We start from the raw sequence: 12,357 nt of genomic DNA, 5'->3' as shown, positions 1-12,357 counted from the left end.
TACGCGCCCGAGCAGCGGGGTGGCGGCTCCGGCCCGGCGCGTGCGCCCGCCGGTGGGCCGAGCGGCGGCTGGCGCGGCGAGCGTGGAGGCGGGGCGCAGCCGCCCGCGCGTCCGTCGCAGGAGCACGGCGGCGGGGGCCGCCCGGCCCCGGCTCCGCACCGGGACTGACCGGCTTTCGCGGTGAGCGCGGCTCCCGGCGATCGGATCGCCGGGGGCCGCGTCCGCTTTCGCGGGATGGGGTGCGGGCGCGCGGCCGGGACGGGAACGTCCGCCGCGGTCAGCGCGTCGAGATCCGGACCGTGGTCTTCATCTGGCGCCCGGTGTCCAGGTCGCGCGCGGACATCGTGAGGATCCCCTCGACGTTCACCTCGAAGAGGATCTCGAGCCGCACCTCGCCGGCTCGGCCCGGCCTCACGCCGCTGAAGGTGAACTCGCCGAGCAGCTCGTTGTCGGCCGACCAGGGCTGGTCGCCCTGGTAGATGCGCATCGCGAGCTCGCTCTGGCGATCGACGGCGTTCGTGGCCGCGATGGTCCGCGCGTTGGGGATGGCCGCGTTGCGCGGGAAGACCACGTGCATCGCCCCGCCGGCCTGCTCGATCCCGATGGACATCGGGATCACGTCGAGGAGCTGCAGCTTCAGGTCGGAGCTCTCCTGGAGCGACCAGCCGTAGAGCGCGGCCCCGATCCCCACCGCCTCGTCGGGGTGGACGCCCTTCGACGGCGGCTTCCCGAAGAACCGCGTGAGCCGCTCCTGGATGATGGGCATCCGGGTCTGGCCGCCGACGAGCATGACCTCGTCGATGTCCTTCGCGGTGATCCCGGCGTCCACCATGACGCCGCCCATGATCTTGAGCGAGCGGTCCACGAGGTGCTGCGTGAGCGCCTCGAGGAGCTTGCGATCGAACCGCACGTCCATGTTGAGCGGCTGGCCCTGCGGCGTCATCGTGATGAACGGGATCGAGAAGGGCGCCTCGGTCCGGGCCGAGAGGTCGATCTTGGTGCGCTCGGCGAGGTCCTTGATCCGCTGCATCGCGACCGGATCCGACGAGAGGTCGATCCCGTGCTTGTTGCGGAAGTCGTCGAGGACGAACCGGATCATCGCGTCGTCGAAGTCGATCCCGCCGAGGAAGATGTCGCCGCCGGTGGCCTTCACCTCGAAGACGCGGTCGCGGATCTCGATGATCGACACGTCGAACGTGCCGCCGCCGAGGTCGTACACGAGGACGCGCTCGTCGAGGCGCTTGCCGATGCCGTACGCGAGGGCGGCCGCGGTCGGCTCGTTGATGATCCGGACCACCTCGAGACCCACGAGCGCGCCGGCCTCCTTCACCGCCTGCCGCTGCCGGTCGGTGAAGTACGCGGGCACCGTCACGACGGCCCGCTGCACCTTGAAGCCGAGGTGGTCCGACGCGACGTCCCGGATCTTCGCGAGGATCCGCGACGCGATCTCCTGGATCGAGAAGCTCCGCCCGTGGCAGTCCACCTCGACGTCGTTCCGGTCTCCCGCGTGCAGGCGGTACTGGACCGACTGCTGCATCGTGTCGACGACCTCGTCCCGCGGGGCCCGGCCGATGAGCCGCTTCGTCGCGTAGAGGGTGTTCCGCGGATTGAGCTGCCACTGGCGCTTGGCCTCGTGGCCGATGAGCTCGTTCCCCTTGTCGTCGATCGCGAAGATGGACGGGATGGTGTACTCGCCGCCCTTGTACGGGATGAGCTTCACCTGGCCGTCGCCGTGGGCGACCGCACCGCACGAGTTCGTCGTGCCGAGATCGATCCCGATGATGGTGTCGGGGGAGAGCCGCTCCATGCCGCGGGGAGGGTACTACGGAGGTGGGGCAGGGTGGAGTCCCTGCCCTCCCTCCCTGCGAGCGGGCGCTCACCCACACGAGCGGTCGAAGGGCGCAAGCGCGCTACCCCGGGGAATTCGGGTGGAGCGCCCCCCGTTGGACCGAACGTGCTCAAGACCCGCCTGCTGTCGAGCCTCGGCGGGGCCGCTCTCGTGGCCGGCCTCTTCTTCGTCGCCTCGCCCCTCCTCGGGCTCTCGTCCCCGGCCCGCGCCGGCAATCCGCGCGCGGAGACCGTCCACAAGGTGTTCCCGAGCGCGGTCCGCATCCGGATCACCGCGGCCGGCGAGGTCGTCCGCAGCGCCTCGGGGATCGCGTTCGCGCGGGAGGGAAAGCGGAGCTTCGTCCTCACGAACGCGCACGTGGTCGAGCCGGGCCGCGCCTGGCAGGATCCGGTCCGGATCGAGGTGCTGCCCAGCGGGCGCGACGCGCACCTGGGCGCCAAGGTCGTGGCCACCGGCAAGCTGCCGGACACGGACATCGCGGTGCTCGAGGTCGGCGCGGAGCTGCCCGTCACGCCCCTCGCGCCGGACGAGAGCCTCGAGCTCGGCGACGACCTGGTGGTCATCGGGGCGCCGTTCGGGAAGGGGCTCTCGGTCGCCGCCGGGATCGTCTCCCAGGTCGAGTACGAGTTCGTCGAGAACTCGGCCACGCCCCGGCGCGCCAAGTCGCTCAAGACCGACGCGGCCATCGGCTACGGCAGCTCCGGAGGCGGCGTGTTCGACGTGCCGCGCGGTCGCCTCATCGGGCTCGTCGAGGGCTATCGCACGGCGCGCGTGGAGTTCGGCAAGGACGCGGACCAGTACGCGTTCGACGTGCCGATGCCCGGGGAGACGTTCGTGGCGCCGGCGGCGAAGATCCGCCGGTTCCTCGCGGACCATGGGCTCGCGCGTCTCTCGGAGGACGGTCCGCGCGGGGTCGCGGTGCGCCGGCGGGGCGCGAAGGGCGACGAGCCGCAGGTCGCGGCCGGGGAGCCCGAGGTCGCGGCGCGCACGCAGCCCGTCGCGCTGCCGGCCACGCCTGGCGCGCTGTAGCGCGCGCTCCCGCTCACCGCCCCGGTGCGCCCGACGCCGGCGGGGTGGATCCCGGCGCGACGCTGCCCGGGCCCACGCCGGACGGAGCGGCGGTGCCCGCTCCGGCGCCGTGACCGCCCTCTGCCGGCGGCCCGCTGCCGCCCCCCGGGCCACTGCCCTGGCCCGGCGTGGACTGCGGTTCCGGCTCGCGGGCCGGTCTCCGGACCTGCACCCAGTACGCGAGCGCGTCGGCGTTGCGCCCGGCGCGGAGCTGCGACCCGGGGACGAGGTCCGCGACCGTCCCGAGGCCCGCCGACGTGTAGACCATGGTGTTCCGGTCGACCGTGAGCGTCATCGGGCCCCCCGCCGTCCCGACGGTGATCCGGTGCGCGTGCCCGTCGACGCCCTCGAGCACCCCGGAGATCTCCTCGAGCACCGCGCCGCGCGGGAGCGGCTGCGCCGGCGGGTGCGGGCGTGTGGGCTTCACCGCTCCCGGTGGAACGGGCGCAGGTTGCTCGGCCGCCGGTTCCTGCCGCGCGGGGCCCATCGGCGTGGCGACGGGAGGCAGCGCGGGCGGCTGCTGGGCGGAGGACGAGGCAGCGAAGAGGAGCGCTAGCGCGGCGGCGGCGGTCCGGAGCATGACGGCATGTTAACGCTCCCCCCGCCGGAAGTCGGGCCCCTGGAGTAGGATGCCGCCTCCGGACAGCCGGAGGGTGGATGGACAATCGGGTCAGCTGGGACGAGTACTTCATGAACGTGGCGCGCGTCGTCGCGACGCGCGCGACCTGCGATCGCAAGCACGTCGGCGCGGTGCTCGTGCGCGACAAGACGATCCTCTCGACCGGGTACAACGGGTCGATCCGCGGCCTCCCGCACTGCACCGAGGCGGGACACATGATGGAGGACGGCCACTGCGTCGCGACCGTCCACGCGGAGGCGAACGCGATCATCCAGGCGGCGAAGAACGGCGTCGCGATCGAGGGCGCCACCATCTACACGACCGCCTCGCCGTGCTGGCCGTGCTTCAAGCTCATCGCGAACGCCGGCTGCCGCCGGATCGTGTTCGGCGAGTTCTACCGGGACGAGCGGATCTTCGAGTACGCGCAGCGGCTCGGGATCGAGCTCGTCGAGCTGAAGGTGCCCGCGCGACCCGACGTGCAGCCGGTCGACACCGGCCACGCGAGGACGGTCACCGCGGCCCTCAAGGAGTAGCGGCGCTCGCGGGCGTCGTGGCCGCCGGGATCGGCGCCGCGACGTTCTCGGGCACGAGCTCGCCCGGACCGAGCGTCCGGAGCAGGTCCTCGCCCATGACCGCCGCGACCGCTGCGCGCCGTCCGGCGAGGAGCTGCTCCCGCGCGCGCAGCCGCGCCCACGCGTCCGCGCGGCCGGCCGGGACGGGATCCGGGAAGGCGGCGAGCTCCGCGCGCACCTGCGCGAGCGCGCGATCGACCGCGACGACGCGGATGGCGGGCTTCCGGCGGGGCTCCTTTCGCCGATCGATGTCCACCGTGTCGTTCTCCGTCCAGAGCGGCAGGAAGTCCGCGCCTGCCACCTCCACGCGCGAGACGCCGCGGCCGTAGTCGCGGCGCGCCAGCCGCACGCGCAGCAGCGCGCCGTCGCGGGTCGCCGCGACGGGCTCGGGGGTCACGCCCGGCACGTAGTTGCGCGACTGGTTCGAGACGAAGTTCCCGAGCGAGTAGGCGATGACGGCGGTCCGACCGTCGGCGCGGCGGTACAGCTCGACGGGCTGCAGCACGTGGGGGTGGTGGCCGAGGACCACGAGCGCGCCCGCGTCGGCGAGGCGGTGGGCGAGCTCCACGTCCTCCGCTCGCGGCTGGGTCGCGTACTCGTCGCCCCAGTGGAGCGACACCACGACGGCGTCCGCCTCCGAGGCCGCCCGGCGAACCGTCTCCAGCGCCGCCTCGCGGTCGAGCTGCGACGCCTGGAGGCACGGCCGCGCCGAGGGGCAGGCGTTGCCGTCCTGGTTGAAGAAGTGCGCGTACCCGAGGAACGCGATTCGCACCCCGCCGGCGTCCACGGTGACGGGGCCGGCCGCGCGCCCGGACGGGCCCGCGCCCACGTAGCGCATGCGCAGCGCGTCGAGCCGCTGGAGCGTCTCCTCGAAGCCGGGACGCCCCTGGTCGAACACGTGATTGTTCGCGAACGAGACGAGGTCCACGCCCGCGCGCTGCAGGGCCGCCACCGCCTCGGGCGGCGCGTTGAACACGAACGGGCGGGTTCCCTGGGCCGTTCCGGGAGCGACCGGCGTCTCGAGGTTCGCGAACGTGACGTCGGGCGCGGCGAGGAGGTCCGCGATGGACGCATAGAGCCACGAGAAGCCGGCGTCCGGGGCGCCGCGCCCGTACGTCGCGGCGCTCTGCTTCACCGCGTCGTGCATGAGGACGTCGCCCACCGCCCCGATCGTCGCCTGCGCCACCGTCCGGACCGGGGGCTCCGGGGTGGCGACCGGGGCGAGAGCGCCACCACCGCCAGGCGGCAGGGAGGGGGAGGTCGACGGCGCGGGGGCCGCGGCGGGCTGCGCGCGGTCGGCCGGTCCGCGCGCTCCGGTCGCACAGGCGGCGAGGGAAAGGGCGAGGACCAGGGTGACGGATGGGGCGGAGGGGAACGCGCGCACGAGGGCTCCGAGCTTTACCGGTATCATCCGAGCGGGCTTGAAAAAACGACGGTCGCGACGCATCTCAGGGCGCGACTTCCAGGTTCTCATCATGCACCCATTCGCGAGAGGCGCTGCTTTCGTCGACCGTTCCGGAGCGGTCGTCGCCGCCGACCCCGGCTTCGCGGCGCAGCTCGGCCTCGAGCCCGACGGCGACCTGACCGGAGCGTTGCGCGCGCGCGCCGAGACGGTGCCGGAGCTGCGCGCGCTCCTCGCCGGGGACGGCCCCGCCGTGGCGCACGTCGCCGGCCTGGACGGCCAGGTGCTCGAGCTCCAGCGCGTCCCGAGCGGGGAGGGGACGCTGCTCCTCGCCCGGACGTCGAACGACGCCGAGTGCCTCGAGCACGCCATGCGATCGCAGGGGCTCACCCGGCTGGCCGCGGGCGTCGCGCACGACATCAAGAACCCGCTGAACGCGATGGCGCTCCAGCTCGCGCTGCTCGCCGACAAGCTCTCCTCCGCCGGCGACGCGGGCGTCGCCTCGGCGTCGCACCTCGGCGCGCTGCGCGACCAGATCGGCCGGGTCAACGAGGTGGTGCGCCGCTTCCTCGACGTGACGGATCCCTCCGCGCCGCTCGGCTACACCGACGTCGGCGCGCTCCTTGCGGACACCGTGAGCCTGTTCGGTCACGACGCCCGGCGGCGCCGCATCGAGCTGCACGCGGACGCCGCGCCCGGCGCGGCCCGGACGCGCTGCGATCCGGGGCGCGTGTCGCGGCTCGTCCTCGGGCTGGTGTCGCGGGCGCTCGTCGAGACTCCGGAGGGCGGGCGGATGTCCGTCCGCGTGGAGCCGGAGGCGGCGAGCCTGCGGGTGACCATCGAGCACGCGGCCGGTGAACCTGACCCCGAGCTCGGGTATTACACGGACGTCGCGGCCGCCGCGGCACGGGCGCTCGGCGGCGAGCTCGCGGTCGTGCGCGAGGGCGCGCTCGAGCGCCTCACCCTGCGGCTCCCGAGGAACGATCGCGAATGAAATACCGGGTCCTCATCGTCGACGACGAGGCCGACAGCCGCGACGCGCTCGCGGAGCTGACGCAGCGGTGGGGCTACGACGTCCAGACCGCGAGCGACGGCACCGAGGCGCTCCGGCGGGCGATCGAGGGGCACCCCGACGTCATCCTCACCGACCTCGTGATGCCGAACATGGACGGGCTCTGGCTCCTCCGCGCGCTGCGCGCCGAGCTGCCGGACTGCCCCGTCGTCCTCCTCACCGGCCGCGGCACGATCCAGACCGCGGTGCAGGCGATCAAGGAGGGCGCGTACGACTTCATCGAGAAGCCGCTCGAGGTGCCGCGCCTGCGGCTCGTGCTCGAGCGCGCCCTCGAGAAGAAGGAGACGATGCGGGAGGTGCAGCTGCTCCGGCGCCGCATCGCCGCCCTCGCGCCCGGCACCGACATGATCGGCTCGGGCCCCTCGATGCAGCGGGTGTTCGAGCTCGTGAAGAAGGTCGCCCCCTCCACGGCGAGCGTGGTCATCAACGGTGAGAGCGGGACGGGCAAGGAGGTCGTGGCGCGCGCGATCCACAACCTGTCCCCGCGCAAGGAGAAGCCGTTCGTCGCGTTGAACTGCGGCGCCATCCCGGCGACCCTCATCGAGTCGGAGCTCTTCGGCTACGAGCGCGGGGCGTTCACGGGCGCGGATCAGCGCAGGCTCGGGAACTTCGAGCTCGCGCACAACGGCACACTCTTCCTCGACGAGATCGGGGAGCTGCCGCTCGAGCTCCAGGCGAAGTTCCTCCGCGTCCTCGAGGAGCGCCGGTTCCGCCGGCTGGGCGGCCGCTCCGAGGTCGAGGTGGACGTGCGGGTCATCTGCGCGACGAACCGGGATCTCAAGGAGGAGATCCGCAAGGGCCGCTTCCGCGAGGACCTCTACTTCCGCCTGCACGTCTTCACGATCCAGCTCCCCGCGCTCAAGGAGCGGCGAGAGGACGTCCCGCTCCTCGTCCATCACTTCATCGAGAAGTTCAACGGCGAGACCGGCAAGCACGTGCAGGGCGTGTCGCCGGCCGCGCTCGGGATCCTGCAGGGCTATGCCTGGCCCGGGAACATCCGCGAGCTGCGCAACACCGTCGAGCGCGCGATGATCCTCGTGGACGGCGACGTCATCGGCGAGGAGCAGCTCCCGCCCGACATGCAGGCCTCCCGCCCGGAGGCGGCGACGCTGCGGATGCCGCTCGGCATCCCGCTCGACAAGGTCGAGAAGGAGTACATCCTCGCGTCGCTGCAGAAGAACGGCGGGAACAAGGCGCGCACCGCAGAGATCCTCGGGATCAGCGAGAAGACGCTCTACAACAAGCTGAACCGCTACGCCGCCGAGGCGCGCACGCGCGCGAGCGAGGCGGAGGGCGAGCTCCCGGCGGGCGGCGTGAAGGCCTGATGGCGCTGATCGCTCGAGTCGACCCCGCTCACCGCTAGTCCTTCGCCAGGCACAGGGGCGAGCGGTTCTCGATCCGCTCGTGGCTGAGCTCGTCGAAGCACGGGCGGCAGGTCAACGCGAGCAGCCACGGCCACCGCAGCGCGGGTCGCCGGCGCCCGGCCGCGAGCCGTCGTCTAGTGCGCGGGAGCCTGCTGCGGCGCGTCCGCGGAGGCGGCGGCGCTCGCGACCGTTCGCGCTGCGGGGAGCTCGGGCAGCTCCGCCACTGCGACGCGACCGCGCCCCTCCCGCTTCGCGGAGTAGAGCGCGGAGTCGGCCGCGCCGACGAGGGCCTCGGCCGCGTCCTCGCGGAGGTCGTCGCACAGACAGGCGACGCCGAACGACGCCCCCACGTGGATGCGCCTCCCGCCGACCTCGAGCTCCGTCTCGCGCAGGCGCGCGCAGGCGCGCTCGGCGAACACCCGCCCTTCCTCCGCGGAGGTGTGGGGCAGGAGGATGACGAACTCGTCGCCGCCGTAGCGCGCGCCGAAGTCGGTCTCGCGGAGCTCCTCGCGGATCACCGCCGCGACGGCGGCGATGGCGCGGTCGCCGGCGGCGTGGCCGAGCTCGTCGTTGATCGGCTTCAGCTGATCCATGTCGGCCATCACGCAGGTGAGCGGCGTGTGATAGCGGAGCGCGCGCTTCACCTCCTCCTCCACGCGTGCGCGGAAGGCGCGCAGGTTGGCGAGGCCGGTGAGCGCGTCGGTCTGGGCGAGCTCGCGCAGCGCGATCTGGCTGCGCACGAGCCGGAGCGTCCGCTCGACGCGGGCGCGCAGCTCGCGCTCCGAGAACGGCTTCTGGAGGTAGTCCACCGCGCCCAGGTCGAGGCTGCGCACCTTCACCGCGTCGTCGCCGTGCCCCGACACGAAGATGACGGGGATGTCGTGCGTCGCCGTGTCCGCGCGCAGCCGCTCGAGCGCCTGGAGCCCGTCGAGGCGCGGCATGAACAGGTCCATCAGCACCACGTCCGGGTGCTCCGCCCGCGCCACCTCGAGCGCGACCTCGCCGTCCTCGGCCAGCAAGACCTCGTACTCCGGCTCGAGCACCTCGGTCAGCACCTCGCGCGCGTCGGCCTCGTCGTCGACCACGAGCAGGCGCGGGCGCGTGCCGGACGGCCGGGCCCGTCGCGCGGGGCGAGCGTCGGGCGCCGCGCGCACCGTGCGATCGAGGTCGTCCGCGACGCGGCGCAGGCGCGAGATCTCTCCGCGGTGCGCGTCGGCCCGAGCAGAGTCCGCCGCGAGCAGCTCCGCCGCGGAGCGGAGCTCGGCCGCCGCGGAGGCGAGGAGGGCGTCGCGCCGGTGCGTCGTCTCGCGGAGGCGGCGGTTGGCCTCCGCGAGGTCCGCGAGGCCGCTCGGGAGCGCCTCGCGGAGGCGCCGCGCCCGTTCGTCCGCCGGCAGCCCGGAAGCCGCGTCGATCGCCGCGAGCAGCGGCGCGAGCGGGTCGCGCGCGGCCTCCGCACCGTCGGCGGGTCTCGGGTCCTGTGGCGTCACGCCGGGCATGCGTCCGTTCGGGTCGTTCAAATGTAGTGGGGGCGATGCCGAACGGCAGGCCTGACCCCTGCCTCGGACGGGCGGGCGACGCCTGCCCCCCCGGCGAGCGTCAGCCCGATCGGCGGGGGCGCGAGGGCCTTCCGCCATCAGTGCATCCAAGCGTACAGCGCGGCCGCGAGGGGGATCCACGGGATCCCCAGGAGGGCAGCCAGCGCGATCTTGAGCGCGCGGCGGCCGCGGGGGGAGAGGTGAGCGGTGCCGGGGAGCGTGAAGGCGGCGCGAGAGGTCACGCGATGGACGAGAGCAAGGGCGATGCCGCGCGCTCCCGAGCGCCCGGCGCGCGGAAGGTCGCGCGATCCGGAGCCGTTCGTGCGCACGCGCGTCGAGCGCGCGTCTCCCGTGCCACGCGGACCGGAAGAATTTCCGTCCACGCGCGGGAGCGGTCCGGAATATTTTGTGCGGCGGAGGACCGCGAGATGACCGGCGTCGTCGAGATCTACGGCAAGGACGCTTGCCCCTACACCAGCGCCGCGCGTGAGGATCTGGGCGCCCGGGGTGTGCAGTTCACCTACTTCGACGTGAAGAAGGACGCGGCCGCGATGAGGCGGTTCCTCGAGCTCTCCGGCGGCGATCGGCGGGTGCCGCTGATCGTCGACGCGAGTGGGCGCGTGTCGGTGGGCTTCGGCGGGACCTGAGGCGTGTGACGCTCCCGGTCGGGAGCTCGACTAGCCGCGACCGTAGATGGCGCGCTTGCCGCCGCGAAAGCCCGGGCCACCCACGAACTGCGGGGGCGGGCGCTCCAGCATGAACTGGAACCACTGCTCGCCGTACACCTTCCCGAGCTTGAGCTTCTTCCCGTTCTGGAGGAGCTGGAGCGAGCCCTTCAGCTTCTCGTCCGACGGGTTCGCCTGCACGGCGCGCCCGAGCACCGCGATCGCGTCCTCGTGCCGGCCGAGCTCCTCGAGGATCCAGGCGTACGCCGACCAGAGCACGCCCTCCTTCTTGTTCGTCTTCACCGCGTCGTCGAGGACGCGCTTCATGCCGTCGAGGTCCCGCCGCTTGTAGCGGGACACGCCGAGCATCCCGCGCGCGATCCAGTTGCGCGAGAAGCTCTTCTCGAGGTGAGGGAGGGCGGCGTCGAGGTCCTGCCGGATGAACAGCAGGATCCCGATGTTCGAGTGGAGCTGCGAGGCGACGAGGAACTGCCACGGCGCGAGCCGGAAGCCGCCCTGGAGCGTCTGCACCGCCTTGTCGAGCTTCTGGGCGCGCACGTCCGCCTGCATCGCCTCGAAGACGGACTCGAGCTGCTTCCACGTCCGCCGCGCCAGGACGAAGTAGGCGATCGTCGCGGCGAGCAGGGCGGGGAACACGGCGGCGGCCCAGCCGAAGCTGGTGCCGATCGCGATCGCGGCCCCGACGGCGAGCCCGATCCCCAGGCTGATGAGGAGGTTGTACATGTCGTTCCTGGTGGAGGTGCGGGGTACCGATACACGTGGCCGCGCCCCTGCGGCAAGGGAAAACGCGGGCGCGCGGGGCCCCGCGAATGGCCCTCCCCGGACTCGAACCGGGACGGGGGTTCACCCCACTCGATTTTGAGTCGAGCGCGTCTACCGTTTCGCCAGAGGGCCGGTGGCGCGGCGGAACCTAGCAGAAAAATGGATTGGGCGCATGACCGGGGGTCTATAATGCCCACCAAAGCTCGATTTTGCGCGGTGAGCAAACTGCGCAATCGACCGCGACAGGAGACGCCCGATGGCCCGCCCGCCCGCCCACACCACGCTCGACGCCGCAGTACGCGCGGCCATGGAGCCCGTCGTGAAGCGCGCCTCCGCCGCGATCGCGCGCGCCGTCGCCGAGATGGCCGCGGCCCGCCTCGAGGTCGAGCTCGAGGCGGAGGTCGCGCGCAAGGGCGGCCGGGGCCGGCGTCGCCGCGCAGTGAACGGCGCGGCGTCGCGCCCGCGCGGAGAGATCACCCGCTGGGCCGCGGATCGGCGCGCGCGGCGCGTCCCGAACTTCGTCATCGACATGACGGGCCTGAAGACGAAGAAGCAGATCGTCGCGAAGTTCGGCGACGGCGTCGTCTTCGAGAAGGGCAAGCCCGCGCCCAAGCCGAAGGCGTAGCGGACCCGGGGCGCCGGCGCGCCGGCCCGTCCCGTCAGGCGTCGTCCTTCTTCCCGGCGGGCTTTGCGGGCGCCGCAGCGTTCCCGGCGACGTCGGCCTTCGCGGCGGGCGCCTGCGTCGTGTCCCCGGCCGGTTTCGAGGCGGGTCCGGTCGATTCCGCCCCCGGCTTCGTCTTGGGCGACGAGTAGAGATCGGAGTACCAGCCCCCACCCTTGAGCTGGAAGCTCGTGCGCGAGATGAGCCGCGCGAGCTTGGGCGCCCCGCACTCGGGGCACGCCGGCGCGGGGTCCGTCATCCGCTGCATGACCTCGGTGAGCCGTCCGCACGCCTCGCACACGTATTCGTAGATCGGCACGGCCGGATCCTAGCGCAGCGCCGTCGAGCTAGCCGCGCCGCGGCGGCCGCCTGCCGCCGCGCGGGCCCGGGCCGCCGCGAGGCTTTCCGCCCGGGCGGGTGCGCGGGCCTGGACCGGAGCGAGGGCCGGGGCCGGAGCGAGGGCTTGGGCCGGAGCGGGGGCCGGGGCCGGAGCGAGGGCTTGGGCCGGAGCGGGGGCCGGGGCCGGAGCGAGGGCCGAAGCCGGAGCGAGGGCCGAAGCCGGAGCGAGGGCCGGGGCCGGAGCGAGGGCCGAAGCCGGAGCGAGGGCCGGGGCCGGAGCGAGGGCCGAAGCCGGAGCGAGGGCCGGGGCCGGAGCGAGGGCCGGGGCCGGAGCGAGGGCCGAAGCCGGAGCGGGGGCCGGGGCCGGAGCGAGGGCCGGGGCCGGAGCGAGGGCCGGGGCCGGAGCGAGGGCCGGGGCCGGAGCGAGG

At 73.6% G+C, this 12,357-nt stretch carries 13 protein-coding genes and 1 tRNA gene; 6 read left to right on the top strand and 8 right to left on the bottom strand.

Going from position 1 to position 12,357, the window contains the following annotated elements:
- Positions 1-277: 277 nt before the first annotated feature.
- Positions 278-1,807 carry an Hsp70 family protein gene (locus MNY62_RS24455; protein WP_242346949.1) on the bottom strand — a complete coding sequence of 510 codons (1,530 nt, stop codon included), beginning with the start codon at positions 1,805-1,807 and terminating at the stop codon, positions 278-280.
- Between the two features lie 147 nt (positions 1,808-1,954).
- On the opposite strand from MNY62_RS24455, the gene MNY62_RS24450 reads away from it, so the two are divergent.
- Positions 1,955-2,878: a S1C family serine protease gene (locus MNY62_RS24450; RefSeq protein WP_242346948.1), complete on the top strand. Its 924-nt coding sequence runs from the start codon at positions 1,955-1,957 to the stop codon at positions 2,876-2,878.
- Between the two features lie 13 nt (positions 2,879-2,891).
- Here the strand turns inward: MNY62_RS24450 and MNY62_RS24445 are convergent, their stop codons facing one another.
- Positions 2,892-3,497, bottom strand: coding sequence for a hypothetical protein (locus tag MNY62_RS24445; RefSeq protein ID WP_242346947.1), 606 nt, complete (start codon positions 3,495-3,497; stop codon positions 2,892-2,894).
- Positions 3,498-3,574: 77 nt separating this feature from the next.
- Here MNY62_RS24445 and MNY62_RS24440 point away from each other — a divergent pair, with 77 nt between their 5' ends.
- Positions 3,575-4,069 (top strand): deoxycytidylate deaminase, encoded by a 495-nt coding sequence (locus MNY62_RS24440; protein WP_242346946.1) that lies wholly within the window; start codon positions 3,575-3,577, stop codon positions 4,067-4,069.
- Here MNY62_RS24440 and MNY62_RS24435 read toward each other — a convergent pair.
- Entirely contained in the window at positions 4,059-5,270 is a 1,212-nt protein-coding gene (locus MNY62_RS24435; RefSeq protein ID WP_242346945.1) for a CapA family protein, read from the bottom strand. The genes MNY62_RS24440 and MNY62_RS24435 overlap by 11 nt on opposite strands.
- 313 nt (positions 5,271-5,583) lie before the next feature.
- Between MNY62_RS24435 and MNY62_RS24430 the strand changes: the two genes are divergently transcribed.
- Together MNY62_RS24430 and MNY62_RS24425 are read left to right on the top strand one after the other, a co-directional pair.
- Positions 5,584-6,504, top strand: a complete 921-nt coding sequence (locus MNY62_RS24430) for a histidine kinase dimerization/phospho-acceptor domain-containing protein (RefSeq protein ID WP_242346944.1) — start codon at positions 5,584-5,586, stop codon at positions 6,502-6,504.
- Positions 6,501-7,907, top strand: a complete 1,407-nt coding sequence (locus MNY62_RS24425; protein ID WP_242346943.1) for a sigma-54-dependent transcriptional regulator — start codon at positions 6,501-6,503, stop codon at positions 7,905-7,907. Before MNY62_RS24430 ends, MNY62_RS24425 begins: the two co-directional genes overlap by 4 nt.
- 173 nt (positions 7,908-8,080) lie before the next feature.
- Here MNY62_RS24425 and MNY62_RS24420 read toward each other — a convergent pair whose 3' ends face one another.
- Together MNY62_RS24420 and MNY62_RS24415 are read right to left on the bottom strand one after the other, a co-directional pair.
- Positions 8,081-9,442, bottom strand: a complete 1,362-nt coding sequence (locus tag MNY62_RS24420) for a GGDEF domain-containing protein (protein ID WP_242346942.1) — start codon at positions 9,440-9,442, stop codon at positions 8,081-8,083.
- Positions 9,443-9,579: 137 nt separating this feature from the next.
- Entirely contained in the window at positions 9,580-9,723 is a 144-nt protein-coding gene (locus tag MNY62_RS24415) for a hypothetical protein (protein WP_242346941.1), read from the bottom strand.
- Positions 9,724-9,909: 186 nt separating this feature from the next.
- Here MNY62_RS24415 and uxx1 point away from each other — a divergent pair, with 186 nt between their 5' ends.
- Positions 9,910-10,128: a UXX-star selenoprotein family 1 gene (gene uxx1 / locus MNY62_RS24410; protein ID WP_242346940.1), complete on the top strand. Its 219-nt coding sequence runs from the start codon at positions 9,910-9,912 to the stop codon at positions 10,126-10,128.
- 30 nt (positions 10,129-10,158) lie between these two features.
- On the opposite strand, the gene MNY62_RS24405 is transcribed toward uxx1, so the two are convergent.
- Both MNY62_RS24405 and MNY62_RS24400 read right to left on the bottom strand, forming a co-directional pair.
- Positions 10,159-10,890 (bottom strand): tetratricopeptide repeat protein, encoded by a 732-nt coding sequence (locus MNY62_RS24405; protein WP_242346939.1) that lies wholly within the window; start codon positions 10,888-10,890, stop codon positions 10,159-10,161.
- An 87-nt stretch (positions 10,891-10,977) separates the two neighbouring features.
- Positions 10,978-11,061: transfer RNA gene (locus MNY62_RS24400), tRNA-Leu, on the bottom strand.
- Positions 11,062-11,185: 124 nt separating this feature from the next.
- Here MNY62_RS24400 and MNY62_RS24395 point away from each other — a divergent pair.
- Positions 11,186-11,554 carry a hypothetical protein gene (locus tag MNY62_RS24395; RefSeq protein ID WP_242346938.1) on the top strand — a complete coding sequence of 123 codons (369 nt, stop codon included), beginning with the start codon at positions 11,186-11,188 and terminating at the stop codon, positions 11,552-11,554.
- Between the two features lie 34 nt (positions 11,555-11,588).
- On the opposite strand, the gene MNY62_RS24390 is transcribed toward MNY62_RS24395, so the two are convergent.
- Positions 11,589-11,909: an FmdB family zinc ribbon protein gene (locus tag MNY62_RS24390; protein ID WP_242346937.1), complete on the bottom strand. Its 321-nt coding sequence runs from the start codon at positions 11,907-11,909 to the stop codon at positions 11,589-11,591.
- Between the last annotated feature and the right edge of the window lie 448 nt (positions 11,910-12,357).

Origin of the sequence: Anaeromyxobacter terrae (assembly GCF_022690685.1) — a bacterium.
Taxonomy (GTDB): domain Bacteria; phylum Myxococcota; class Myxococcia; order Myxococcales; family Anaeromyxobacteraceae; genus Anaeromyxobacter; species Anaeromyxobacter terrae.
The sequence above is the reverse complement of the archived record's forward strand: the minus strand, read 5'-3'. Positions and strand labels throughout refer to the sequence as shown.